Origin of the sequence: Methylobacterium radiodurans (genome assembly GCF_003173735.1) — a bacterium.
GTDB lineage: Bacteria > Pseudomonadota > Alphaproteobacteria > Rhizobiales > Beijerinckiaceae > Methylobacterium > Methylobacterium radiodurans.
Genome location: NZ_CP029551.1, coordinates 1,960,112 through 1,984,551, shown reverse-complemented (window position 1 = coordinate 1,984,551; position 24,440 = coordinate 1,960,112). Strand labels below are relative to the sequence as shown.

The 24,440-nt window shown below is 67.4% G+C and carries 19 protein-coding genes and 3 pseudogenes; 4 read left to right on the top strand and 18 right to left on the bottom strand.

The genetic code is table 11. The features are described from left to right. Positions 1 to 46 precede the first annotated feature (46 nt). The gene (locus DK427_RS09055; protein WP_109950983.1) at positions 47 to 1,285 is read right to left on the bottom strand and encodes a tyrosine-type recombinase/integrase; all 1,239 of its coding nucleotides are present in this window, start codon (positions 1,283 to 1,285) and stop codon (positions 47 to 49) included. A gap of 321 nt (positions 1,286 to 1,606) precedes the next feature. On the opposite strand from DK427_RS09055, the gene DK427_RS09050 reads away from it, so the two are divergent. Continuing rightward, positions 1,607 to 2,395, top strand: a complete 789-nt coding sequence (locus tag DK427_RS09050; protein WP_245930856.1) for a tyrosine-type recombinase/integrase — start codon at positions 1,607 to 1,609, stop codon at positions 2,393 to 2,395. Positions 2,396 to 2,462: 67 nt separating this feature from the next. On the opposite strand, the gene DK427_RS09045 is transcribed toward DK427_RS09050, so the two are convergent. The 9 genes and pseudogenes from DK427_RS09045 to DK427_RS27055 all read right to left on the bottom strand — a co-directional run bounded on the left by DK427_RS09045 (position 2,463) and on the right by DK427_RS27055 (position 14,224). Continuing rightward, complete coding sequence (locus tag DK427_RS09045) at positions 2,463 to 2,921, bottom strand: histidine phosphatase family protein (RefSeq protein WP_245930855.1); 459 nt, start codon at positions 2,919 to 2,921, stop codon at positions 2,463 to 2,465. A gap of 250 nt (positions 2,922 to 3,171) precedes the next feature. Next, positions 3,172 to 4,869, bottom strand: coding sequence for an FAD-dependent monooxygenase (locus tag DK427_RS09040; RefSeq protein WP_109950982.1), 1,698 nt, complete (start codon positions 4,867 to 4,869; stop codon positions 3,172 to 3,174). Further along, entirely contained in the window at positions 4,866 to 5,366 is a 501-nt protein-coding gene (locus tag DK427_RS09035) for a MarR family winged helix-turn-helix transcriptional regulator (protein WP_245930854.1), read from the bottom strand. The genes DK427_RS09040 and DK427_RS09035 overlap by 4 nt, the downstream gene beginning before the upstream one ends. Positions 5,367 to 5,785: 419 nt before the next feature. Continuing rightward, positions 5,786 to 6,407 (bottom strand): annotated as a pseudogene (locus tag DK427_RS09030) (ATP-dependent DNA helicase); the annotation flags it as partial. A 253-nt stretch (positions 6,408 to 6,660) separates the two neighbouring features. Next, entirely contained in the window at positions 6,661 to 7,749 is a 1,089-nt protein-coding gene (locus tag DK427_RS09025) for an alpha/beta hydrolase (RefSeq protein WP_109950980.1), read from the bottom strand. Between the two features lie 347 nt (positions 7,750 to 8,096). After that, positions 8,097 to 11,408, bottom strand: a complete 3,312-nt coding sequence (locus DK427_RS09020; RefSeq protein WP_109950979.1) for an error-prone DNA polymerase — start codon at positions 11,406 to 11,408, stop codon at positions 8,097 to 8,099. A 50-nt stretch (positions 11,409 to 11,458) separates the two neighbouring features. Then, positions 11,459 to 12,970: a DUF6504 family protein gene (locus DK427_RS09015; RefSeq protein ID WP_109950978.1), complete on the bottom strand. Its 1,512-nt coding sequence runs from the start codon at positions 12,968 to 12,970 to the stop codon at positions 11,459 to 11,461. After that, positions 12,885 to 13,661: an ImuA family protein gene (locus tag DK427_RS09010; protein ID WP_109950977.1), complete on the bottom strand. Its 777-nt coding sequence runs from the start codon at positions 13,659 to 13,661 to the stop codon at positions 12,885 to 12,887. Before DK427_RS09010 ends, DK427_RS09015 begins: the two co-directional genes overlap by 86 nt. A 269-nt stretch (positions 13,662 to 13,930) precedes the next feature. After that, positions 13,931 to 14,224, bottom strand: coding sequence for a hypothetical protein (locus DK427_RS27055; RefSeq protein WP_245931127.1), 294 nt, complete (start codon positions 14,222 to 14,224; stop codon positions 13,931 to 13,933). Here DK427_RS27055 and DK427_RS09005 point away from each other — a divergent pair. Then, the gene (locus tag DK427_RS09005; protein WP_245930983.1) at positions 14,157 to 14,417 is read left to right on the top strand and encodes an ADP-ribosylglycohydrolase family protein; all 261 of its coding nucleotides are present in this window, start codon (positions 14,157 to 14,159) and stop codon (positions 14,415 to 14,417) included. The two genes, DK427_RS27055 and DK427_RS09005, sit on opposite strands and share 68 nt — an antisense overlap. Positions 14,418 to 14,760: 343 nt before the next feature. Further along, the gene (locus DK427_RS09000) at positions 14,761 to 16,068 is read left to right on the top strand and encodes a GGDEF domain-containing protein (protein WP_109950975.1); all 1,308 of its coding nucleotides are present in this window, start codon (positions 14,761 to 14,763) and stop codon (positions 16,066 to 16,068) included. Positions 16,069 to 16,167: 99 nt separating this feature from the next. Here DK427_RS09000 and DK427_RS27050 read toward each other — a convergent pair whose 3' ends face one another. The 8 genes and pseudogenes from DK427_RS27050 to DK427_RS08960 all read right to left on the bottom strand — a co-directional run bounded on the left by DK427_RS27050 (position 16,168) and on the right by DK427_RS08960 (position 23,478). After that, positions 16,168 to 16,458 carry a hypothetical protein gene (locus DK427_RS27050; protein WP_245930853.1) on the bottom strand — a complete coding sequence of 97 codons (291 nt, stop codon included), beginning with the start codon at positions 16,456 to 16,458 and terminating at the stop codon, positions 16,168 to 16,170. A gap of 167 nt (positions 16,459 to 16,625) precedes the next feature. Further along, positions 16,626 to 17,186: pseudogene (locus tag DK427_RS08990) on the bottom strand (aldehyde dehydrogenase family protein); the annotation flags it as partial. 129 nt (positions 17,187 to 17,315) lie between these two features. Next, the gene (locus tag DK427_RS08985; RefSeq protein ID WP_109950974.1) at positions 17,316 to 18,002 is read right to left on the bottom strand and encodes a zinc metallopeptidase; all 687 of its coding nucleotides are present in this window, start codon (positions 18,000 to 18,002) and stop codon (positions 17,316 to 17,318) included. A 148-nt stretch (positions 18,003 to 18,150) separates the two neighbouring features. Then, positions 18,151 to 18,261 (bottom strand): annotated as a pseudogene (locus tag DK427_RS08980) (hypothetical protein); the annotation flags it as partial. A 76-nt stretch (positions 18,262 to 18,337) separates the two neighbouring features. Then, complete coding sequence (gene pyk / locus DK427_RS08975; protein ID WP_109950973.1) at positions 18,338 to 19,750, bottom strand: pyruvate kinase; 1,413 nt, start codon at positions 19,748 to 19,750, stop codon at positions 18,338 to 18,340. Between the two features lie 41 nt (positions 19,751 to 19,791). After that, positions 19,792 to 21,051 carry a glycerate kinase type-2 family protein gene (locus DK427_RS08970; protein WP_109950972.1) on the bottom strand — a complete coding sequence of 420 codons (1,260 nt, stop codon included), beginning with the start codon at positions 21,049 to 21,051 and terminating at the stop codon, positions 19,792 to 19,794. Positions 21,052 to 21,061: 10 nt separating this feature from the next. Beyond that, a complete protein-coding gene (locus tag DK427_RS08965) occupies positions 21,062 to 22,138 on the bottom strand; it encodes a tartrate dehydrogenase (protein ID WP_109950971.1) in 1,077 nt (358 codons plus the stop codon). Positions 22,139 to 22,179: 41 nt separating this feature from the next. Continuing rightward, positions 22,180 to 23,478 carry an MFS transporter gene (locus tag DK427_RS08960; protein ID WP_109954075.1) on the bottom strand — a complete coding sequence of 433 codons (1,299 nt, stop codon included), beginning with the start codon at positions 23,476 to 23,478 and terminating at the stop codon, positions 22,180 to 22,182. Between the two features lie 151 nt (positions 23,479 to 23,629). Between DK427_RS08960 and DK427_RS08955 the strand changes: the two genes are divergently transcribed. Further along, the gene (locus tag DK427_RS08955; protein ID WP_109950970.1) at positions 23,630 to 24,346 is read left to right on the top strand and encodes a GntR family transcriptional regulator; all 717 of its coding nucleotides are present in this window, start codon (positions 23,630 to 23,632) and stop codon (positions 24,344 to 24,346) included. Positions 24,347 to 24,440 lie beyond the last annotated feature (94 nt).

The following is a 24,440-nucleotide window of genomic DNA, read 5'->3' as shown; positions in this document are numbered from 1 at the left end:
CACTGACGTACTGAGCGGCCGGGCGAAAGCCCGGCCGTTTCTCGTTCTACGGCCCGCCAGCCAAGCAGGTGGCCACCCGGTCCGCCACCCGATCCGCGGCCGCGATGAGCACCGCATCAAGGTGGTGAATGTACCGAGAGGTCACGCCATGCCCAGCGTGGCCGAGCATCGCCCCGATCGTCGAATCACTGTAGCCGAGGTCGCCGGCCGTAGAGGCGAAGGAGTGGCGCAGGGTGTGAGCCGTGACGCCCTCCAGGCCAGCGCGTTCTGTGATCCGCTCAAGCGCATCGGGCAGGCTGGTGAAGGCGCCGATACCGCGGGCCGCCGGCAGCACGTAGGGCAAGCCAGGAACGCGCTGCAGCCGCTCCAGCACCGCCGCGGCGGCCTTGCCGAGCGGTCGCACCGAGGCGCCCTCCTTCGTCTCCTCCAGCCGCAGACAGGACCCGGCCGCATCGATCTCCGACCAGCGCAGCCGCACGATCTCCCCAAGACGGCAGCCGGTAAGAGCCAGAAGGCGGATGCCAGCCACGGCCTGCCAGCGCTCGGATCCATCGCCCTCGGCCGCCAGCAGCACCTTGCCTAGGGCGGCGTACTCCTCGGGTGCTAGCCGCCGCTTCCGCTTCTTGTCAGCCGGCCGCTTCACCCCGGCGGCCGGGTTCGCGGTGATGATCTGCTCGCTGATCGCGAAGCTCAGGATCCCGCCCAGCAGGCCCACGGTGCGAGCTGCCGTGCCAGGGCCGCCCTCCACCACCGCCTTGCCGCGGAAGCCCGTCTTGATCACGCCAGCCGTCTTGCCGGCTTGGACGTCCCGCACGAAGCGCTGCACGTCCGGCTGCGTCAACTCGGCGACCAGGCGCCGGCCGAGCAGCGGCTTGATGTGCCGTTCGATCCGGCCGCGATCGACGTAGAGGGTCGAGGCCTTCTTCGCGGCGCCGCGCTTGCCCATGATCAGTCCCTTGTCGACGGCGTCGAGGTAGCGGTCGCAGAGCTCGGCGATGGTCAAAGAGGCGCGACGCGTGGCGCGCTCCTCCGCGGGATCCTCCCCGCGCGCGACCTGACCGAGAAGCGCCTTGGCCTCGCGACGCGCCTCGTCCGCCGTCAGGGCTCCGTGCAGGCCGATCGTCGCGCGCCGGCTGCGTCCGTTGGCCCGGTACTGGACGAGGTAGCTGCGTCGTCCTGAGGCGAAGATCCGGATGCCGAAGCCCGGCAGCTCGTCGCACCAGATGAAGTAGTCCCGGCCGTTCGGCTCGGCGGCCTCAACGAGCCGCTTCGTGATCCTTGGCATCCCCCATCCCCTCGCGCTGCGGAAGCACTGCGGAAGCACGCGGAAGCAAATCGCCGCCGCCGGCCGCAAACGAGGGAAAAGCCGATCCGGCAGATTTCACAAGTTAGGTCAGAGGCTTAGCAATCACGGGAAAACTCGCGCAATCACGCGAAAACCCCGTTCCACAATCCTCCGAAGGCAAAGGTCACACGTTCGAATCGTGTCGGGTGCGCCACTCTAAGTCTCTGAAAGACCTCAAGGTTTTAGGCTTAGCTGCCAGACGAAGGTCCCTAGTAGATCAGCCTGTCACGCTGCTGTCACAAGCACCGAGGCAAGGCACGGATGGCGACCATACGCAGGCGAGGCTCGTCCTGGCAGGTTCAGGTCAGGCGAGACGGCTACCCACCAATCTCAAAATCCTTCAGCACCAAGGCTGACGCACTCTCCTGGGCGAGGGAGAAGGAGCGAGCCATTGAGAGGGCTGAACTCCCGGCATGCCCAAGGCAGGCAGCGGGTCTGACCGTAGGGGATCTCCTCAAGCGATACGAGGCGAGTGTCACACCGGCCAAGCGAGGGGCCAGGGCGGAGCAATCACGCATCAGGACCCTCCTATCCCACGCCATATCGGAGGCTTCCCTGGTCAAGCTCTCCCCTGGGCTTGTTGCTCGCTACCGTGATGACCGGCTGGCTGTCGTAAGCGGCGATTCGGTGAGGCGTGAGCTGACCATCCTGCGGCACTGCCTGACCGTGGCTATGCGAGAGTGGGATGCCCCGCTGTCCAGCAACCCGGTTCTGAGCATCGGCCTGCCTAAGCCATCCAAAGCCCGAGACAGACGCCTTGAGCAGGACGACGGTCAAAAGCTGAGTGCCGCCATCAGGTCAGCCCATGCGTGGTACCTGCGGCCGATCATCGAGCTTGCCATCGAGACAGGCATGAGGCGGGGCGAATTGCTCAGCCTTAAGTGGGCCCATGTCAGCCTTGAGCGGCGAACGGCACACCTCCCAGTCACCAAGATTGGTCACGCTAGAACGGTAGCACTCACCCCCAGGGCCATTGAGGTACTGAGAGGAATCGCCAGGGAGGATGCCAGGGTCTTCCCCGATCCGGACCTTCGGAGCGTCCGCTTTTAGGCAGACTGATAGAACGGACGCATTTACCGGAATGGATGTTGATAGGGCTGGAGATGCCCTATCCCGCTTAAGGTCTGATGCGCCCTAACACCTCAAACCCAGAGTCTGCCTTAGGTCGAAGGACGGCGATCTCGCCCTCTGCCGGGACGAGCCCGGTGAGCGCAGTGATGTTCACCTGATGTGTCACGAGCACGAGGGTACCCGGTCGGCCCAACCAATCCCGAATGCGGTCGCGGAGGGCTGCGCTCTGGTCCGACTCGGTTTTGCGATCGGCAAAGAAGCTGTCGAGAGCCGGATCAGCCTCGACCGTGACGTCGGGAAACGCGAGGGCGGCGGTATCGCGTGCGCGGCACCAGCGGCTGGACCGAACCGCGTTCACGACTACGAACTCACGTCTCAACCGTATGCCGAGCGCAGCGGCCTGTGCGCGGCCCGCCTCGCTGAGATTGCGCTGCGTCTCGCAGGCACCGAGCCTGAAGCCTGCCGGATCGCCGAAGCCTGGAGCGTTGGCGTGCCGCAGCAACATCACCGTCCCGCCAGCCCGTGCTGCCGCCCAAGCCGCCTCGGTGGCGGATGCAGGGGTAGCGAATAGGACCAGAGCGAGGCCGAAAACGAGATGTGCGTGCATGGAGGAAAGCTCAATCTCAGCCTGCCTTGCCACAGGGCGCCTCCGCCTAGCACGCAAAAACGCGCGCGACTTGGATGGCTGAGCGCGACGGTATCGAAGGCAGCCCCCAAGTGTCGGGCCGGCACCTCTCTTGCGCGTAGCCTCCGCGCTATTGAGCGGCGACGAGCGCGCTCGTCGACCGTACGGGCTCCGCACCGAAAGTCTTCCGGCAGTAAGCGACCAACCGGTCGGCCCGGTCGGCGTCGCCGCGGAAGGCGATGTGCCCGTCCGGGCGAACGAGCACCAAGGCCGGCCGACCTTCCAGCCCGTAGGCCCCTTGCGCCTTGCCGTCCATGTCCGAGAGGACGGGGACGCCCGCACCATCGACCATGGCGCCGGCCAAGACGAGGCGCGGCCGCACCCAGGTCCAGGGCGTCACGGCCTCGACGGCGTCGAGCAGCGAGGCACTCGCATCCGAGGACCGACCATCGAAGCACAAGAGAGCCCAACCGGTCGTGTGGCTGTCCGGGTTGTAGAGGAACCGGAACAGGCTCGTGGTCTCTCCGCCGTGCGTCACCTCTGCGTCTGGCGCACGCTCGCCGGGCTTCGGCCCCGGCCGGAGCAAGCTCGCCAGGCCCGACAGGCGGTCCTCGTTCAGGAGGCTCTTCGGGTACTCGACCCCTATCTGCTGCATGTCGTCCGTACCCTGCAGCAGCGAACCCAGGTTCGGCAGAGCCTTCGCGGCCAGCCCCAACACCGTGTCAGTGACCGGACCGCGGTAGACGGTCCACCGGAACCCGCGCGCCTGCTGGGCGCTCAGCCGGGCGTGCTCGCCACCCCGCTCGCCGTCGTAGGAATCGAGGATCACCGGCGCCGCCTCGCCGCGCAGTGTCATGGCGAGCCGCCACGCGATCTCCACCGCGTCGTGCAGGCCCGCGTTCATGCCATGGCCGCCGATGGGCAGGGACAGGTGCCCGGCATCGCCCGCCAGGAAGACGCGGCCGCGGGCGTAGCGGGGCGAGACCCCGTACTGGAAGCGGCTATGGGTGAGCCATTGCGGGTCCGACAGGGTGAGGGTCTCGTCGCCCGTGACCTCGCGCGCCACCGCCTGCATCTCGTCGAGCGTCGGGTCACGGTCCGGCACGCCGGTGTCGTCGGCCAGGAAGAACAGCCGGTGATAGCCGCCCCAGACCGGCAGGATGCCCGCGAAACCCCGCTCGTAGTAGAAGAACCAGAGCTGGTCGGGCTCCTGCGAGCGGCGCCAGGACAGCCTGGCGTCGACCTGCCGGTTCATGCAGTTCGGCAGCCGCACTGGCTCGAAATCCAGGTCGAGCATCGGCCGGATGGTGCTCTTGGCGCCATCGGCGGCCACGAGGTAGCGGCAGCGGCGTTGCTCCTGCGGCCCGTCCTTGCCTCGCTGAAGCACCACCGTGACGCCGCTCTCGTCCTGGACGACGTCGGTCACGGTGCAGCCTCGGTCGAGCCGGCCGCCCCGCCGCTCGAACTCCGCGGTCAGGGTCCGCTCGATCACGTCCTGCCCGCTGTAGAGCACCTTCGGGTAGGGACTGACGACGTCGGAGATGGGGATGGCTGTCGTCGGCCGGCCGTTGACGAAGAAGTTGATGGTGTCGATGGCGTAGCTGTTCTCGGCCAGGGCGTCGCGAAGCCCGATACCGGCGAGCAGCTCCTGCGGGCGTGCCCAGAGGTTGTTGGCCCGCGAGTACGCCTTAGGGCCGGTGCGCTCCTCCAGGAGCAGGCACGAGACGCCGTGGTGGCGCAGGGCATTGCCGGTCGTGAGGCCGATGGGCCCGGCGCCGACGACGATCACGTCGGCATCGTACTCCTGCGAGGCGTCGGCGCGGTTCATTCCTGTCTCTCCTTCCGGGTGGCGGCGGCGATGGATGCGATGTGGCCGTGGGAGGCGCCGATCCGCTGCTGAAGCGTGCGCAGCACCGTGCAGGCAGCCTCGATGTCTTCGGACGACAGCCCCTCGGTCAGCACGTCGGCCCAAAGGTCCTTGCGCGCCATCGCCTGGTCGTAGGCGGCCTCGCCCCGCGGGGTCATGGCAACGAGCGGTGCGCGGCGATGGTGGGGATTAGGTTCGGTTCGGACCAACCCGTCGTCGCGCATGTCATCGACGATGCGCTGCACCGACTGGCGAGCGAGGCCCATGTTGCGGGCGATGTGGGCGACCGGCAGCGGAACCGGGGAAAGGGCGACGGCACCCAAGACCTGCCAGCGGGCGCTGGTCAGGCCGAGGTCCTGCACAAGGGCGTCCCCCCCTTCGATCAGGTCGCCGTTGAGGCGGAACACGTCGACGACGAGACCCGACCATGCCCGGCGCAGGCGGTCGGTGTCCTTCAAGCCTTTTCTCGCCACGGTACCGATGATGAGCTCCGATTCGCCAACTCACTGCGCTAACGACAGCATGCTGTCATTAGCGCAGTTAACTCAAGTTGGAGCAGTCAGTTCCGGCCTCAAAGGGTCACACTCAGCCGCTCAGGGCATCGGGCAAACGACTGCATCTCAGCCCGGGACGAAGTTGCCAGATGGCTGAGGAATGGCAGCTTCCGAGAAGCGCCAGCAGCGATTTGAACGACCGGCGTGGGTCGGAGACGGAACGTCCGCTTCAAGGCAGAGGTCCAAAGCCCGCTTCCCACCCTGAGCGGTCCTCGACCATCAATTCGATCTGCGTGGTCGGTGGCTAATCGCTAGGCTGCGCCAAAGCCGATCAGAAGACCACCGGTGAGCTGCGCAAAGCCGTCGAGATCAACGACGCAGTGGATGCGGCGATCGCGAAGCCGGACATAGGATCGTACTCGATCGGAGGTGGCCACCACGCCCAACGCAATGAAGTCATCCAGCGCCTGTCCCGGGCCGACCGAGGGCAGTTGATCCACGTCGCTCACCACCAGCGGCGCAGCGTGCTCGGGCACGGCCTTCGGCAGGGCGTTCATCAGCGGCACGTCGGGCATCGACGCCTCGTCGTGCACGAGCAGGTCGCAGTTGAGCGGGTTCTCCTCGTTCCGCGAGAAGCCGCCGTGCTTCGGGTCGATCTCGAGCAGGCGGTGGACTCTTCGCCTCCAGCCCGGTCTGCTCGGTCATGCGCTTGGCCGCCCGGCCGGCGGGGGCGGCGAGCAGTACGCGCACGCCCATGGCCACCAGGATGCGCAGCATCGTGTCCAGCGTCGAGGTCTTGCCGACGCCCGGCCCGCCGGTGACGACGCTGAGCTTGGCCCCAAGCACGAGGCGCACGGCCTCGGCCTGCGAGGGCGAGAGCGCTCGGCCGCTCCTGCCCTCGACCCAGGGCAGCGCCCGGTCGAGGTAGATCGCCGGCCAGGGCGGGCAACCGGTGACGCGGGCGCGCAGGCGCTCGACGATCATCCGTTCGGCCGCATGCAGGCCCGAGGCGAGGCCAGGAGCCGCCTTCTGCACCACCCGATGCTGCTACGGGTGCCGGCCAAAGAGCGAACCCGCTGCGCAGGATGACGCAAGCGGTGAATCGAAGTAAGGCTGGCCTCTCGCGTGGCGTTTGAGGCTCGCCGTGTAGAGCCGCGTCCGTCCATATCGCGACCAGCCACGCCGTGCACTTCTTGCGAGATCAGCGTCAAGCCTTTGCGGCCGACCCGTACCGATATGTGCCGCCCGGAGTTTCACCTCAGGCGGGCCTTATGGTGTACCTCAGCCCGCCGTAGCCAGCGTCGCGATTTCGGCCTGGGATCGTCTCCGGCGGCATTCCCTCTAGAACATGCCGCGCATCGGCCATGACTTCTTTCGAGAGACGAAAGTACTGATGCCCCAAGGTTAAGATTATCGAGTCTGCCACCTCGGTGCAGTTTAGCCAGAACGCGTTCGTCAAAGTCACCCCGTTCTCATCTTGAATCGGGAACGAGTAGGGCCCGTGTTGTCCCAGTTCTGGGGTGCCGTCATTCGCGAGTTGCCCCGCTGCCAATGCTCCATCATTTCCGTTGGTGTATATATTCAAGCTGCTCTTATACATCTTCAATACGGGCTGTAGCTTGCTCGGTTTTTGAAAGGCCTCATAATCCTCGTCGGCGGCGAACAGCAAGATGTGCTCGAAGTATGGCTTAAGGTACTTCGGGTCTTTCAGAGCTTGAGCGATCGAGCTCATCACTCTATTGCCCATAGAGTGGCAGACGAGGCTAAGTCTGGGAGGATTCGCCAGGGCGGCAACCTCATCCAGCAGATCCCGTAAGAATTGCCCGGCGGCCGTGCCGGATCCATAGGCGTGGTCGCGATCCTCCGGATACTTGAAGTGGTCTCCGTACGAAGGCCAGGAGAAGAACAGGTTGTTCGGGCAGCCATAGCCGTTGACGATGGCGGCCTCGACGGCAGCGATCTCCACGAACTTGAAGGCATAGCCGTGGATGAATACTAGGGAGTGCTTCCGCCTTACAGGCTCATCCATCTCACGACCGGACGCATTATCCAGAAAGTCGCGAATGACGTTCTTTGGCTCCTGCGCTAGATTGATCTGCCCGTGAGAGGCCGCCACTGTGGCATTCTCATGCACCAGGGCCCCTTCTTGAAGTGGCTTGGAGAGGGAGATCGTTCCCGCATGATAGCGAGGGTCGTTTGGCCCCCACTCGAACCTCGATCCGAATTGGTCGGGTGGACCAACGCGATTTCGGTTTGTCCCGAACCGGATGGTTGTCGTGAAACCCGCCGAAGTTGGCTTGGTCCCGCGATTTGTTACGGGAGTGGCGGCCTTGTCATGGGCGCTCATGCGAACGGACCCTCCGCTGCCTGTATCTTCGCCGATTTTGATTCGCGACAACACTGACCGTCAAATCCTGCGCCAGAATGTCAAATTCAAATTGGGATGTACGGGCGGAAATATTGTCTGAGTCCGATATTTCTATTTTGCAGTGCGGTACATTCAGCGCGTTGTGGTGGACCGTTTGAGGCCTCCAGGACGTAGTGTATCTCGCGCATGTTTACACCCTCATGCAAACCACACGCAGTAATTTTCAGTTCTGATAGACAGCTTCGAATTTGCCGTTCAAGCATCAAACCAGCATCAATAAAACAGATTGATTGGGTCTTTCGGACAACATGGGTAGAGACATATGATCATCGGAATTTTCGAGAACGCACCTGAATCGGCGGTGCATCTGTAGCCGCCCGCAGCCCATCGAGATGCAGGTCCGGAATGAGAATGTCCCGCGAACGCGCAAGCGACAGATCCGGCGGTACTGCCGAACGGGACGGGGTAATGCGCTGATCAGGGGAGCCACGGTGCCGGGCCTCGTCGCCGCGGCCCGTCGCCAGCGGAAATCCCTCGTCTCCTCCGACTCGACCCAGCCACGACGACAGGTCGACGAGGTGCTCGGCGATTAGGTGCAGGACCTTACCCTGCCGCTGTACGCGACCGCGGCAGCCGAGCAGCCCAGCGCGCAATACCAGCGCCCGCTGCCGCTCGAACAGGCCGGGCCAGATGATCAGGTTGGCGATGCCGGTCTCGTCCTCCAGCGTGATGAACATGACGCCCTTGGCCGAGCCCGGCTTCTGGCGAATCAGCACCAAGCCGGCGACCGCGACGCGCCCACCGTCCCGCGTCCGTTCGAGGTCCGAGCAGCGGGCGTAGCGCTCCGCGGCGAGGTCGGCGCGTAGAAATGCCAGGGGGTGACCGCGTAGGGACAGGCTGGTGGCGCGGTAGTCCTCGGCGACCTCGCGGCCCGGCGTCATGGGCCGGAGCCGCACCGGCTCCTCAGCCAACTCCCCTTGCGTCGCGCTTGTGCGTGCGTCGGCGGCCGCGAACAGCGGCAGCGGTGCCTCGCGCAACGCCCGGATCGCCCAGAGCGCCTCGCGCCGCGCCAGCCCGAAGGCCGGCCCGAATGCGTCGGCCGCCGCTAGGCGGCGCAAGGCCGCGACCGGCACGCCGGCCCTGCGCCACGCGTCCTCGACCGATGCGTAGGGCTCGAGGGCACGCACCAGCACGAGGCGCGCGCCGTCGTCGTTGCGGAGGCCCCGCACCGTGCGCAGGCCGAGCCGGACCGCGTGCCGTTCCGCACGGCCGGTCGGCTCGAGGGTGCAATCCCAGGCCGAGGCGTTCACGCAGACCGGGCGCACCTCGACACCGTGGTCGCGCGCGTCCCGCACGAGCTGGGCCGGTGCATAGAAGCCCATCGGCTGGGCGTTCAGGATCGCGCAGCAGAACACGTCCGGGTGGTGGCACTTCATCCAGGAGGAGGCGTAGGCGATCAGAGCGAACGAGGCCGCGTGGCTCTCCGGGAAGCCATAGCTGCCGAAGCCCTCCAGCTGCTTGAAGGTGCGCTCGGCAAAATCCGGGGCGTAGCCGTTGCCGACCATGCCGGCGATCAGCTTGTCGCGGAACTTCGACACGCCGGCCGTGAACTTGAAGGTCGCCATGGCGCGGCGCAGCTGGTCGGCCTCCGAGGGAGTGAAGCCCGCGGCCACGATCGCCACCTGCATCGCCTGCTCCTGGAACAGGGGCACACCCAGCGTCTTGCCGAGCACCCGCCGCAGCGCCTCGGTCGGGTAGGTCACGGCCTCGCGCCCCTCGCGGCGGCGCAGGTACGGGTGAACCATGTCGCCCTGGATCGGGCCGGGGCGCACTACCGCCACCTCGATAACGAGGTCGTAGAAAGTTCGGGGGGCCATGCGCGGCAGCATTGCCATCTGCGCCCGGCTCTCGATCTGGAACACGCCGAGCGTGTCCGCGCGCCGGATCATCGCGTAGGTGGCCGGGTCCTCCGCCGGGATCGTCGCTAGGTCGAGCCGCACGCCCTTGTGCTCGGCCAAGAGGTCGAAGGCGCGGCGCATGCAGCCGAGCATGCCGAGGCCCAACACGTCGACCTTCATGAATTTCAGCGCCTCGATGTCGTCCTTGTCCCACTCGATCACCTGTCGGTCGACCATGCTGGCGGGCTCGACCGGGACGAGTTCGTCGAGGCGGTCGTTCGTCAGCACGAAGCCGCCGGGATGCTGCGACAGGTGGCGTGGCGTGCCGATCAACTGCCGAGCAAGATCGAGGGTCAGGCGCAGCCGCCGATCGGCGAGGTTGAGATTGAGCTCGGCCGCGTGCTTCTCCTCGACGCCGTCGGCCGACCAGCCCCAGACGAGACCGGCGAGCGCGCCGGTGACGTCCTCGGGCACGCCGAGCGCCTTGCCGACCTCGCGCACCGCGCCGCGGGCCCGGTAGCGGATCACGGTGGCGCAGAGGGCGGCGCGGTCGCGTCCGTAGGTCTCGTAGACCCACTGGATCACCTCCTCGCGCCGCTCGTGCTCGAAATCGACGTCGATGTCGGGCGGCTCGCGTCGCTCCTCGGAGATGAAGCGCTCGAAGAGCAGTCCCTGGCGCACCGGATCGATGCTGGTGATGCCGAGCACGTAGCAGACCGCCGAGTTCGCGGCCGAGCCCCGGCCCTGGCAGAGGATGCCGCGCGAGCGCGCGAACCGCACGATGCTGTTCACGGTGAGGAAGTACGGCGCGTAGCCGAAGCGCTCGATCAGGGTGAGCTCGTGGCGCAGTTGCAGCGCGACCGCGTCGGGCAGGCCATCCGGGTAGCGGGCGCGCGCGCCGGTCCAGGTCAGCTCCTCCAGCGTCTCCTGCGGGGTCCTGGCCGGATCCTCGCGCTCGTCCGGGTACTGGTAGGTCAGCTCGGCGAGGGAGAAACGGCAGCGCTCGGCGATCTCGAGGCTGCGCGCCACCGCGCCGGGATGGGCGGCGAACAGGCGCGCGACCTCGGCCGGGTCCTTCAGATGACGGTCGGCATGTGCGTCGAGGCGGAAGCCCGCGGCATCGACCGTGCAGCCCTCGCGGATGCAGGTGACGACGTCCTGCAGGATGCGTCGCGTCTCGGCGTGGTAGAGCACGTCGCCGGTGGCGACCGTCGGCACCCTCGCCGCGCGGGCGACGCCAGCCAGGGCGTCGAGCCGGGCGTGATCGTCCTGCACGAAGCGGCGGGTGAGGCCGCAGTAGAGGCGATCGGCGAACACGGCGCGCAGCCGGCGCAGGTCGGCAGCGACCGTCGCTCCGTCCCTGCCCTCCGTGAGGGCGACCGCGACGAGGCCGCCGCTCCAGGCAAAGACGTCCTCGAGCGTGAGCGTGCAGCTGCCCTTGCCGGCCGCGCGCTTGCCGATGGTGAGCAGGCGGCAGAGCCGGGCATAGGCCGCGCGATCGGTCGGGTAGACCAGCAGCGGCGGCCCGTCGGTCGGGTCGAGGCGGCAGCCGACGATCAGGGGCAGGCCGGTCGTGCGGGAGGCCGCGTGGGCGCGCACGATGCCGGCGAGCGAGCCACGGTCGGTCACGGCCATCGCCCGCAGGCCGAGCAGACGGCCGGCCGCGAACAGCTCCTCGGGCGAGGACGCGCCGCGCAGGAACGAGAAGTGGCTAGTGACCCGGAGTTCGGCGTAGGACATGGCCGGTCCCACCGTTCAGGGCACTGGGCCGGTGGCCGGAGGCGGCCGGCTCACCCGAACACCCCCTGCAGCCACCAGCGCGGTCCCTCCGCCATCGGCGCGTCGCGGTAGATCCAGTAGCGCGCGCCATCCTCGGTCTCGACGCGGTAGTAGTCGCGGAGGCTGGCGAGCTCGCCCTCGGCCGCCCACCACTCGCCGCGGACGCGTTCGGGCCCGTCGGCGCGCACGACGCGGTGGCGCACGCCGCGCCAGACGAACAGGGCCGGCGGCGCGTCGGGCAGGAGCGCGGTCGCCTGCACCGGCTCGGGCGGCTCGAACAGGCGGGCCGGCCGCGCGAGGTCGGCGGGCCAGGAGCGGCCGTCCGCAGGCGCGAGCGGCGGGGCCCGGCGCTGGCTGCGCTCCGGCACCCGGCTCTCGACGGGTACCACCCGGAACACCCGGCGCGCCCCGGCCCGCGCCGCGAGGCGATCGACGAGCACGGCGAGATCGACCTGCGCCGTCTCGCCAGTATCAAGACCCTCCCCCTGCACGGCCGCCAGAGGCTCGGTCCGGCCGGCAGCCAGGGTCGCCTCGTCGAGGCCGAAGCCCGGATCGACCTCCGCGAGGCGGGCGCAGAGCAGCCGGGTGAGATGCGCGGCGTCGCGCGTGGCGGAGGCCGTGCCGACGCAGATCGCGTGGACGCCGCCATCGACCCGTCGAAAGGTCAGGTCGAGGCGGCGCGCACCGAGGCCGCGGCGGGCGAGCAGTGCGACCAGATCGCCCGTCAGGTCCGTGGCCACCCGCTCCAGTGTACTGGGTGCCGAGATCGGCTCCGGGAACGCGCGGCGCACCACCACGGCCTCGGCGGGCATCACCCAGGCGATCGGCTCCGGGGCGTGCCCGAGCACTTGGTCGAGCCGCTGCAGCACGGCGCGACCGACGCGCAGGCTCAGCGGTCCGCGCGGCAGCGCCGCGAGTTGCGCCACCCGCTCGATGCCGAGTTCCACCAGCCCGGCGACGGTCTCGGGGGCGAGCCGGAGCGCGCGCACGGGCAGACTCGCGACCGCGGCCGCCATCTGGCCCGGTCCGACCAGGGGCGAGGTCTCGCGCGGCGCGAAGCGAGCCACGGCCCAGGCCGCGCCCGGGGTGTCGGCGACGGCGAGGCGCACCGTGCAGCCGCCATCACGCAGGCGGGTGAGCAGGGTGCGCAGCATCGCTGCCTCGCCGCCGAACAGGTGCGCCGAGCCCGCGATCTCGATCCAGATGCCGTCCGGCGGATCGGGGGCAGTGAGCGGGGCGCACCAGAGGCACCAGGCGGCCAGCCGCGCGAGCGCGTCCGCATCGGCGTCCGGGGCCGCCTCGCGCACCGTGATGCCCGGCACCATCGCCTGCGCCTGGGCCACGGCCATGCCAGCGCGGATGCCCAACGCCTGCGCGGCCCGGCAGGCGCTGGCGACGACCCGCGACCCGTTGGCCGCGGTGGCGGTGACGAGCGGCTTATCCCGCGGCGGCGCGGCCTTGTCGCGCCTGCGGATACGATCGCTCGGCCAGGTCGGCAGGTAGAGCGAGACGACCCGCCTCATCGCAGGCCTCGACGAGCCAGGAGGCCGGCTCCGCCCCGAGCGCCGCGCCGCGGCAGCGCTGCAGCCCGACCCGCCAGCGCCCACGCCCAAAGCCCGCCGCACTGCGCGATGCCGACACCGCCTCGACCGACCAGCGGCTCGTCGCCGCGCTCGCCGTCGTACCCCCACCATCCGAGGCAACGGGCGCGCGACGGACGAGCAGGACGGTGACGCCGCTCTCCTCGGCGCAGAGCTGAAGCCGGCGCGAGGCGGTCAGACCCGTTCGTGCGACCTCCCCAACGACGCCGGCCAGTCCGCGGAAGCGCGCGCCTTCCTCCACCAACGGCAGGAGTTCGGCCTCCCGGTAGGTCTCGACGTAGATGATCCGGTCGGGATGCAGGCCGACCCGGGCGAGCGCGGGCGCGAACAGATCGCGCGCGGCCAGGCACCAGAGGATGGGCCCCCGCGTCCGCGCTAGGATGCCGGCGGCGAACAGGGTGCAGGCCGCCGCGTGGCTGATGGCCGCCTGGGCGGGCGCGACCTCGTGCAGGGCCCCGAGCTGCAACCCGCGGCCGGGCAGAAGGCTGTCGATCGCGGAGAGGCCGAAGGGCAGGTAGGAGGCCTGTGCTGGCGCGCTGCCCGATCCCCGTTCCAGGGAAGCGATGCGCGTGCGGAGCGTGCCGAGGACCGATCGAGGATCGCTGGACGTCATGCACGGGACACCCTCCCAATCGACTGTCTGTTCATCTTTTGTTCTATCTGCGCTTGAGCGAGTGACCGGCAACTCAGCCGCTGGGATCGTCCTCGTTATCCACATGTGACGAGAAGCGCAGCCGCAGTACCGCAGGTTGAGCTTGACTGCGGCGGAGGGGCTTTGCGCCGAAAACCGAGCTGAGGGGCCTCGGTCGCAGCTCGCTCGGTCTGAGACCAGGCAATCAGCACCCTGTCGCTGGGCAACCTGTTCGGCGTGCTGGTGTTGCGTCAACCGGAGGTGAGTCCCGCATGAGCCGTCGCATCTTGGTCACTGGCGCAAGCATCGCCGGCAACACCGCCGCACGGTAGCTCGGCCATCATGGCTTCGACGTCACAGTGGTCGAACGTGCGCCCAACTTCCGGGACGGTGGGCAGAACATCGACGTCCGCGGTGTCGGTCGTGACGTGCTGCGCCGCATGGGCCTTGAGCGAGCCGCCCTCGACAACGGCACCGGTGAGGAGGGCACGGCGTGGATCGACGATCGGGGCCGGGTCGACGGACAGCTTCGAGGCAGCGCTCATCGAGGCCGTCAACCTCGCCGACGATGCGGATACGGTCGGCGCGGTGACCGGCCAGCTCGCAGGCGCCCTGTATGGGCACTCCGCCATCCCGGATCGCCGGCTCCGCCCATTGACCTGGCACGAGAGGATCGGCGCTTTGGCCGACGGTCTCTCCTGCGTGCGCGAAGGCGCCACTCCGGCCCAACCTAGATAGCACTCCCAGACGTGCGGGAGGGCCGCGGGCGCCGGGTTTCCTGGACCTACAACACCGACCGGTCCGGCCCGCGCTCGCGTCGACAGCGCTACCGGGGACCCGGTGCCGCCGCACGGACATCTGTGCCGTCATGAGCGCGGCGTTCCGTCGCTCCTCGTACGAAGCGCATTCTCGCCCCCGGTGCGCTTGCCCTGATGCGGGGGCGTTCGAGGGGAATGCGTACGTCCGATCATCGCAGCGGGCCGGGACGCTCGAATATAGCACACTTAAATCTCTTAAACTGTCCTCAAGACTTATCTGATAATCTTCTGACAGCCCGAAACCTGTCAGGCCGCTTACCGATATGAGCAACAAGAGACGCGACGAACTTGCGGACATTTCCGCTGCAATGGCGTCTCACGACTTCAAGGCGGAAATCGAGACTCTCATCAAGGGCTCCATCCGCAAGATGCGCCCGACGGCAGCCACTATGAAACTCTATAGACGAGTATCCTGGCACGGTCGGGCAGCGACCGCACGCGCGTGGCTGAAAGTCATCACGCTAATCAATGTGCTGGTGATCGGAATCGATTACATGATGGCCGCCTCGATGCTGGCGCCCGCAATTGCCCTGAGAGGTCTCGCGATCCCGTTGGTCTATCTCGCAGTCGTCAAAGCTTGGACGACCGAGCGTCCCGCCTGGATCGAAGGCCTCTCGATCATCCTGTTCTCGCTCAGCATGATGATGCTGGCCTGCATGCTCGGGCTGGTCGCGGGCGGACCGATCCACGAGCGCTACGCGACGGCCTGCTTCATGGTGATCTCGACAAGCATTGCCGTCATACCGCTCGGTCGGCGCTGGATCATCCTGTCCGGTCTCTGCAACTGCCTCGCCTATGCCGGGGTGCAGTGGCTCAACCCGAGCGTATCCGGCTTCGACGTGGGATTGATGACAGCGTTCTTCGCCGCCGTCACGTCCGCGCTGATCCTGGCCCGCCTGACAGCCAACCGGGTGCACCTGCGCGCAGAGATGCTGCGCCTGCACGATCTCTTTCAGATGCGACAGCTGCGCGCGGCGAACCGGCAGCTTCAGGAACTCGCGATCACGGATGCCCTGACCGGCATCCTTAACCGGCGCGCGATTATGGAGCGATTCCAAGCCTCATTCGACGACCCGGCCAGGGCCTGCCGCCTTGCTGTCGCACTCGTCGACATCGATCACTTCAAACGTCTGAACGATACCCGCGGCCACCAGGAAGGCGATCGGTGCCTGCGCGCCGTCGCCACCTCGCTGGCAGCGTCGGCGACCGCCTGGAGGGGTGAGGTCGGGCGATACGGCGGCGAGGAATTCCTACTCTTGCTGCCGGACGCCGACATCGATCGGGCCCGGGTCGCCTGCGAGCAGATGCGCCAAACCGTACAGACCATGAACCTGCCGAGCTCCCTCGCGGGCGATGCCGGGCCGGTGACCGTCAGCATCGGCGTGGCGGCCATATCCACCGGACCTCATTCACCGACCATGATGAGCGAGCTCCTCCGTGCGGCGGACGAAGCTCTGTACGCGGCCAAACGCGGCGGCCGGAACCGCGTGCAACTCAGTGGAGGGCGGGACGAGCTGCAGGGCGTCGCGGGGGCAAACCTTTCGCCCAGAGCATTGCACAGGGTGGCTTGAGGACACGATGTGTCCAGGGAACTTAACAACCCCGGCTGAACCGCCTCCGCCATGGGATGAAACCTGAACGGCCCGCACAGCAGCCGGATCGGTGTTCCGTCACTGCGCCACCTTGCATGATCCATTGGGGCGAACGCGATGAACGCGCCAGGCGCCCACTGACAAACCATCCGTTGCCTTGCGTGTCACCAAGCCCAGTGCAAGGGCATCATTCAGGTCGTGGATGCCGAAGCCCATATCGTCGGCGACGTCCATGATGCTGCAATCGAACGACTTCTGCGGCGGCTTGTTGTGCGTGCCCTCCTGGGGACGGACCTGCATCAAGAGTTCATGGTCGGCCTCACTGGGCGGGAGGAGGCTCCAGTCGACGACGTCCTGCTCGCAATCCATGTAGCATTTCGGGGCTTGGAGGCCGCACGGTCGATGATCCGAATCTCCGGGCCGACCTTGAGGGCCAGGCGGATCTCCTCATTCATCGAGCGGCTCAGGGCACGGATTATTTCAAGATCCCTGATGCGATCGGCGGCTGGAACCGCCGGTCGCCGTGTCGGCTTGCCTTACTGCATCGTGGGCATCACGAAGTCTGCGCCCGCCCGGATCCCGGTCGGCCAGCGGGTCGTGATCGTCTTCAGGCGGGTGTAGAAGCGCACGCCCTCCGGCCCGTGCATGTGGTGATCACCGAACAGCGAGGCCTTCCAGCCGCCGAAGGAGTGGAACGCCATCGGCACCGGGATCGGCACGTTGATGCCGACCATGCCCACCTCGATCTGGTGCGCGAACTCGCGCGCGGCGTCGCCGTCCCGGGTGAAGATCGCGGTGCCGTTGCCGAACTCGTGCTCGTTGATGAGGCGCGCCGCCATCGCGTAGTCGGGCGCGCGTGTCACCGCGAGGACGGGGCCGAAGATCTCCTCCTTGTAGATCGTCATGTCCGGGGTGACCCGGTCGAACAGCGTGCCGCCCAGGAAGTAGCCGTTCTCGTAGCCCTGGAGCTTGAGATCGCGCCCATCCACCACGAGCTCGGCGCCCTCGGCCACGCCCTGGTCGATGTAGCCGCGCACCTTCTCGTAGTGCTGCCTCTTGACGAGGGGCCCCATCTCGGCCTCCGGATCGGTGCCGGATCGGATTCGGAACGAACCCTGGTCATGAACGGGGGCAAACAGGAGGCAAGGTGGGCGCGACGGCCGGCGGCCGGCAGGAAACTGTCCGCTTTCAACGGAGCGGGAAATCGGACTTACGCCTCGCATGCCTTAGAATGGGAGGAGGCGCCGAACGCGGGCGATGTTCACGAGCGACACGAGGGACGAGGCAACGTAGGTGAGGGCCGCGGCGCGCAGTACGGTGCGGGCGCCGCGCATATCGCCAGCGTCGAGAAAGCGACCCGTTTCCAGGATCGGCAGGGCCCGGCGAAAGCTCGCGTCGAGCTCGACGGGCAGCGTCAAGAGGTGGAACACGAGGCGGACACCGAGGAGCGCGATGCCGACACCCACCTGTAGGGCGAGCAGGACAGGCGACTTGACGACGGCGACCATCAGGGGCGCGGTCGTCATCACCACGGCTGCGGCGAACTCGAAGCCCCGCACGACCGGAGCGAAGGTTACCCGCGCCGCGAGAAGCCGGTCCCCGGCCGCGTGCTGGAGCGCGTGGGAGACCTCGTGCGCCGCGACCGCGACCGCCGTGATCGAGCGACCGTCATGGTTCTGCGGCGACAGGCGCACGACGTTTGCGACCGGGTCGTAGTGGTCGGCTGGCGCGATCTCGACGGGAACGTGCTCCAGCCGGGCCAGGTCGAGCAGATGGCGGGCGAGCTCGCCTCCGGTCCCGGGTAAGTCCGGCCGCTCGGCGGCGTGTTGCTGCATGACCCGGCGTACCCACCACTGCGGGCCGAACACGAGGCCGAGCAGGAGGGCAACGCCGAGCGCTAGCAGGACAGGCATGGCGGGTATGTAGGCGCGGGGCCATGTCGGTGAAAGCGCGATGCCTGACGCCGCCTCCGGTGTTCCGGCGCCACCAATCCATTCCGAACGCGCGCCGACTTCGAACGGCAGATTCTCAGAGCATCGTCGGCAGGCAGCGCCTTGGCCGGACTGCGGCGCGACCGAAGGAGCCGTCCGCCCAGAGCACGTCGACCTCGACGGTCGGATCGCCCCGGCTGTCCAGGATCTCGCAGGCGCCGATGTTGGTGATCGTCGTCATAGGGCTGCCTCCACGGGCAAAGCTGTTGTAGGTCGCCGCTCAGCTTCGAGCCGCCTGGGGCAGCTCGAAGCGAGGATCAGATCTGGATCAGACGGATGTTGTTGGTGTTGCCGGTGGTGTGGAACGGGATGCCCGCGGCAGTGACGACGATGTCGTTGGGCTTGGCAAAGCCCTCCTCCTGCGCGTGGTGGCAGGCCTTGGCGGTCATCTCCTCGTAGGAGTCGACGTCGTCCGTGCGGACGCTGTGGGCGCCCCAGAGCAGGCTCAGACGGCGAGAGGTGTCGACGTTGGGGGTGAGCGCCAGGATCGGCACGGCCGGACGCTTGCGGGCCACCCGTGCGGCTGTCGTACCGCTTTCCGTGTAGGCGACGATCGCGGTCGCATGGATCGCCTCGGCGAGAGTCGCGGTGGCGGTGGCCACCGCATGGGGCGGCGTCTCCTCCTCGCCCGGCTCCAGCGCAGCGATGATCGAGTGGTAGAGCTTGTGCCCCTCAACGCTGCGGATGATGCGGTCCATCATCGATACGGCCTCGACGGGATAGCGGCCCGTCGCGGACTCGGCCGAGAGCATGACGGCATCGGCCCCGTCGTAGATCGCGGTCGCCACGTCCGAGGCCTCCGCTCGGGTCGGTGCTGGCGCATTGACCATCGAGTCCAGCATCTGGGTCGCGACGATCACCGGCTTCACGGCGAGCCGGCAAGCGCGGATCAGTTCCTTCTGACGGGCGGGCACATCCTCGTGCGGGATCTCGACGCCGAGATCGCCGCGGGCCACCATCACGGCATCCGAGAGGCGGATGATGTCCTCGATCCGATCGAGCGCTTGCGGCTTCTCGACCTTGGTCATGATGCCGGCCTTGTCCCCGATCAGGCCGCGCGCCTCGATCACGTCGGACGGCTTCTGCACGAAGGACAGCGCCACCCAGTCGACGCCGAGCTCGAGCCCGAAGGCGAGATCGGCGCGATCCTTCTCGGTCAGCGGCGAGAGGTCGAGCAGGGTACCGGGGAGGTTCACGCCCTTGCGGTTCGAGATCACACCGGCGGTGATCACCTCGGCCTCGATCACGGCGGCCTCGACGCCGACGACTCTCACCCGCACGCGACCGTCATCGATCAGGAGGTCCTGGCCGGGCACCACGGCCGCGAAGATCTCCGGGTGATGCAGCGGGATCGCGTCCTTGCCACCTTCCGAGCCTTCGAGGACGAAGCGCACGCGCTCGCCGGAGGTGAGATCGAGCCGCCCGTCCCGCACGGTGCCGACCCGGATCTTGGGGCCTTGTAGATCCTGCAGGATGCCGATGGGCCGGCCGACCTCTTTCTCCAAGGCGCGGATCGAAGCGTGGACCTTGGCGTGGTCCGCCTGGACGCCGTGGCTGAAGTTCAGGCGGAAGGTGTCGACGCCGGCCAGGAACAGGGCCTTGAGCATCTCCGGTGTGTTGGTCGCCGGCCCGACGGTGGCGACGATCTTGGCGTAGCGGTGACGGCGCATGGTTGGCTCGGCCGCGGACGGCCGCCTCTGTAAGAGTTATGTCAGACCACCAGGACCGCCCGGAAGTCGTTCACGTTGGTCAGGGTCGGTCCGGTGATGACTGCGTCGCCGAGTGCCTCGAAGTAACCGTGACCATCGTTCCGATCCAGAGCGTCGGCGAAGGATAGACCTCTCGCCGCAGCGCGGAGTGGCGTGTCGGGCGCGAGGACAGCGCCCGCGATCGCCTCGATACCGTCCACCCCGTCCGTGTCGCCGGCCAGGGCGTGAACGCCGGGATGGCCTGCCAGCGCGGCGCCGAGCGCTAAGAGGAACTCGACGTTGCGGCCGCCGCGGCCCTGACCGCGCACGGTGACAGTGGTCTCGCCCCCGGCGAGCAGGACACAGGGTGCGGCAAACGGCAGCCCATGAGCGGAGACGCTCTTGGCGATCCCGGCCATGACCCGGCCGACCTCGCGAGCCTCCCCTTCGATCGCATCGCCTAGGATGTAGGCCGGCACACCCTCACGCTGTGCCAAAGCAGCGGCAGCCTGCAGTGCCATCAGCGGGGTTGCGATCATGCGTAGATCCGGCGTGCCCAGCCGCGGATCACCCGGCTTCACCGTCTCGCCAGCCCCGCTCTCCAGGTGCTCCCGGACCGCCGGGGGCACGGCGATGCGGCGATAGGCGAGGATCGCCAAGGCATCGGAGCAGGTCGTGGGATCACCGATCGTGGGTCCCGACGTGATGTCGAGTGGATCGTCGCCGGGGATATCCGAGATCAGCAGCGTCACGACCTTGGCCGGGTGACACGCGGCTGCAAGCCGCCCACCCTTGATGGCCGAGAGGTGCCGTCGGACGCAATTCATCTCGCCGATGGCGGCGCCCGACTTCAGCAGGGCGCGGTTCACCGCCTGCTTGTCGACCAGAGTCAGTCCTGGCGCCGGCAGGGAGAGCAGGGACGATCCCCCGCCGGATATCAGGCAGAGAACAAGGTCGTCGGGCGTGAGCCCGGCGACCAGATCGAGGATACGCCGTGCCGCTGCCTCACCGGCAGCATCCGGCACGGGATGGGCTGCCTCGACAACCTCGATGCATGAGGTCGGCGTGCCGTGCCCGTAGCGTGTGACCACGAGCCCGGAGAGCTCGCCCTGCCAGGCCGTCTCGACGGCGCGGGCCATCGCAGCGGCCGCCTTGCCAGCCCCGATGACGATCGTACGTCCGCGGGGCGGGCCCGGCAGATGCCGAGCGAGGCTGACGGCGGGATTGGCCGCCGCCACGGCGGCTGCGAACAGCCGCCGCAGGAAATCGCCGGGCTCGGTCACACCACCGGCCTTACTCGTTGTCGCCCTGGATCGCGGCGATCACCGCGTCCGTGACCTGGCGCGTCGTCGCCTTGCCGCCGAGATCGGGCGTATGCAGGTTCGGGTCGGCGGTGACGCGCTCGACCGCGCGCATCAGGCGGTCGGCGGCGGCCTTCTCGCCGAGATGCTCCAGCATCTGGCAGGCGGTCCAGAAGGTGGCGATCGGGTTCGCGATCCCCTTGCCGGTGATGTCGAAGGCCGAACCGTGGATCGGCTCGAACATCGACGGGAATTTGCGCTCCGGGTTGAGGTTCGCGGTCGGCGCGATGCCGAGGGAGCCGGCGAGCGCGGCGGCAAGATCCGACAGGATGTCGGCATGCAGGTTCGTCGCCACGATGGTGTCGAGCGTCTCCGGCTTCATCGTCATGCGCATGGTCATGGCGTCGACCAGCATCTTGTCCCAGGTCACGTCGGGAAAGTCCCGCGCCACCTCGGCCGCGATCTCGTCCCACATCACCATGGCGTGGCGCTGCGCGTTCGACTTCGTCACCACCGTGAGGAGCTTGCGGGGCCGGCTCTGCGCCAGCTTGAAGGCGAAGCGGATGATGCGGTCGACACCGCTGCGGGTGAACATCGCGACGTCGGTGGCGACCTCGTTGGGATGGCCCTGGTGCACCCGGCCGCCGACGCCCGCGTACTCGCCCTCGGAGTTCTCGCGCACGATCACCCAGTCCAGCTCCGGTCCGGTGACGTGGCGCAGCGGGCTGGTGATGCCGGGCAGGATCCGGGTCGGACGCACGTTGGCGTACTGGTCGAAGGGCTGGCAGATGGCGAGCCGCAGACCCCAGAGCGTGATGTGGTCCGGCACGTCCGGCGCGCCGACCGCGCCGAAGAAGATCGCGTCGTGGTCCTTGATCTGCTCGCGCCCATTGGCCGGCATCATCACGCCGTGGCGCTTGTAGTAGTCCGAGCCCCAGTCGAAGTGATCGAACTTGAAATTGAAGCTTCCCGACTTCGCGGCGAGCGCATCCAGAGCCTCGATGCCGGCCGCGATGACCTCGACGCCGATGCCGTCGGCGGGGATGGCGGCGATGTTGTAGGTCTTCATGGAACGTGTCCTCTCTTACTCTGTGAAGGATTTGGGGGAGATCAGCGCGCGACGACGCCGGTGGGCTCAGGACGCCGCCCAGCACGGGCGACGATGAGAGTGACGAATGCGGATAGGACCAGCAGGCCTGCGACGAAGATCAGGCCGCCGGTGAAGCTGCCAGTCTGATCCTTGATCCAGCCGATCGCCCAGGGCCCAACAAAACCACCGAGATTGCCGATCGAGTTGATCGTGGCGATGCCCACCGCCGCGGCGGAGCCCGACAGGAACATCGTCGGCATGGCCCAGAGCGGGGGCTTGGCCGCGCTGATGCCGACGTTGACGAGGCTGAGCGCGGCAATCACCGCGACGGTCGAGGATGCGCCGCCGGCCAGCATCAGGCCGACGGAGGCGACGAGGCAGGCGATGACGACGTGCCAGGTGCGCTCACCCGTTTTGTCCGAGTGGCGGGCCCACAGGATCATGGCGATGATCGCAATGGTCGGCGGCACACCGTTGAGGAAGCCGACCGCCATATTTGACAGGCCAAAGCTCTTGATGATTTGCGGCGCCCAGATGCCGAGCGTGTAGAGGCCCGCTGAGGTGCCGAAATAGACGAGCGCGAGGGCGAGCACACGGGGATCGGCCATTCCAGCCAAGATGCCGTGCTTTGCAGAGACCTGCTTGCGGGCATGCTCCTCGTTCATCTCCGCGACGAGCCAGGCGCGCTGCTCGTCGGAGAGCCACTTCGCCTTCTCCGGGCGATCGGTCATGTAGACCAGCACCACGAAGCCGAGCACCACAGCGGGCGCGGCCTCGATGAGGAACATCCACTGCCAGCCGTGGAGACCCATGATCCCTTCCATCTGCAGCAGCGCGCTGGAGATCGGTGAGCCGAGCACCACCGAGATCGGCGCCGCCGCCATGAAGAGCGAGACGACGCCGGCGCGATAGCGGGTTGGGAACCAGTAGCTCAGGTAGAGAATGATGCCGGGGAAGAAGCCGGCCTCGGCTGCGCCGAGCAGGAAGCGCAAAGCGTAGAAGCTGTACTCGCCTTTCACGAAGGCGAAGGCGCCCGAGATGATGCCCCAGGTGATCATTACCCGGGCGATCCAGAGACGTGCACCGACCTTGTCGAGGATGATGTTCGACGGCACCTCGAACAGGAAGTAGCCGAAGAAGAAAATGCCCGCTCCGAAGCCGAACACGGCAGACGAGAAGCCAAGATCCTTGTTCATCGTCAGGGCCGCGAAGCCGATGTTCACGCGGTCGATGAAGGCGATGAAGTAGAGAAGGCAGATAAAGGGAACCAGGCGCCACGCGACCTTGCGCATGGTCGCCCGCTCGAGCGAGCCGTCCATCGTTTCCTCCTGGGGCATCAGCATGCGTTGGTCTTTGTGCGCCATCTTGCATGCAAGGTGGCACTAACTGAGCCCGTCCTTGCTTTCCTGTCAACCTCTTATTGCACCTTGCATGGAAGCTGATACGACAGAATGCGGAGTGGAGGGTGCGATGGCGCGGTCCCGGTCAGCAGCGAAAACGGCGGACGACCAGGAGGTTGAGCGGCGACCTTCACTCGTGGACGATGCCTACGCGGCGATGAAGCGAGCCATTCAGGACTCGAGCTTCGCACCGGGCTACCAGGCCTCGGAGCAGGAGATCGCCCTGAGGCTCGGGATGAGCCGTACGCCCGTGCATGAGGCGGTAATTCGTCTGCAGGAGGATGGGCTGGTGCGGGTTCTGCCCCGACGCGGGGTCCTGATCTGCGCCCTCGCGCCGGAGGATATGCGCGAGATCTACGACGTCATTATCGCGATCGAGGGACGCGCTGCCGAATTGCTCGCAGCCCTACCCAAGGCAGAACGCATGTCGGTCGCCGCGGAACTCGCTGGCTTCACCGAGACCATGGCCAAGGCTTGGACGGAGGGCGACCTGCCCACCTGGGGACAGGCCGACGCCAGCTTCCACCGGACCCTGGTTGAGGGGGCGGAGAATGGGCGAATGACCCGGATCCTGCAGACCATCAATGACCAGTCACACCGCGCTCGGATGCTGACGCTCAAGCTTCGACGCGAACTCGGTGCCTCAGTCGCCGAGCATCGCGCGATCATCGACGCGATCCGGCAAGGCGATCCGGCGACCGCTCAGGCCTGTGTTCACGATCATCGCGTGCGGGCCCGAGACGAGCTTCTGCCTCTGCTGGAGAGCTTCGGGCTAAAGCACCTCTGATCCGTCTGCCCCTTGGCGGACGTCTGCTTCATCGCCCCGCAACGCTGGCCGGCTTCAGTTGAAAAGCGGGCGTTTCTTCGCTCGAACACAGAGG

Coding starts and splice junctions, on each gene's coding strand:
- DK427_RS09055 (WP_109950983.1), bottom strand. CDS start 1,285: ATGCCAAGGATCACGAAGCGGCTCGTTGAGGCCGCCGAGCCGAACGGC.
- DK427_RS09050 (WP_245930856.1), top strand. CDS start 1,607: ATGGCGACCATACGCAGGCGAGGCTCGTCCTGGCAGGTTCAGGTCAGG.
- DK427_RS09045 (WP_245930855.1), bottom strand. CDS start 2,921: ATGTTGCTGCGGCACGCCAACGCTCCAGGCTTCGGCGATCCGGCAGGC.
- DK427_RS09040 (WP_109950982.1), bottom strand. CDS start 4,869: ATGAACCGCGCCGACGCCTCGCAGGAGTACGATGCCGACGTGATCGTC.
- DK427_RS09025 (WP_109950980.1), bottom strand. CDS start 7,749: ATGAGCGCCCATGACAAGGCCGCCACTCCCGTAACAAATCGCGGGACC.
- DK427_RS09020 (WP_109950979.1), bottom strand. CDS start 11,408: ATGTCCTACGCCGAACTCCGGGTCACTAGCCACTTCTCGTTCCTGCGC.
- DK427_RS09015 (WP_109950978.1), bottom strand. CDS start 12,970: ATGAGGCGGGTCGTCTCGCTCTACCTGCCGACCTGGCCGAGCGATCGT.
- DK427_RS09010 (WP_109950977.1), bottom strand. CDS start 13,661: ATGACGTCCAGCGATCCTCGATCGGTCCTCGGCACGCTCCGCACGCGC.
- DK427_RS27055 (WP_245931127.1), bottom strand. CDS start 14,224: ATGAGCGCTGCCTCGAAGCTGTCCGTCGACCCGGCCCCGATCGTCGAT.
- DK427_RS09000 (WP_109950975.1), top strand. CDS start 14,761: ATGAGCAACAAGAGACGCGACGAACTTGCGGACATTTCCGCTGCAATG.
- DK427_RS27050 (WP_245930853.1), bottom strand. CDS start 16,458: ATGGATTGCGAGCAGGACGTCGTCGACTGGAGCCTCCTCCCGCCCAGT.
- DK427_RS08985 (WP_109950974.1), bottom strand. CDS start 18,002: ATGCCTGTCCTGCTAGCGCTCGGCGTTGCCCTCCTGCTCGGCCTCGTG.
- pyk (WP_109950973.1), bottom strand. CDS start 19,750: ATGCGCCGTCACCGCTACGCCAAGATCGTCGCCACCGTCGGGCCGGCG.
- DK427_RS08965 (WP_109950971.1), bottom strand. CDS start 22,138: ATGAAGACCTACAACATCGCCGCCATCCCCGCCGACGGCATCGGCGTC.
- DK427_RS08960 (WP_109954075.1), bottom strand. CDS start 23,478: ATGGACGGCTCGCTCGAGCGGGCGACCATGCGCAAGGTCGCGTGGCGC.
- DK427_RS08955 (WP_109950970.1), top strand. CDS start 23,630: ATGGCGCGGTCCCGGTCAGCAGCGAAAACGGCGGACGACCAGGAGGTT.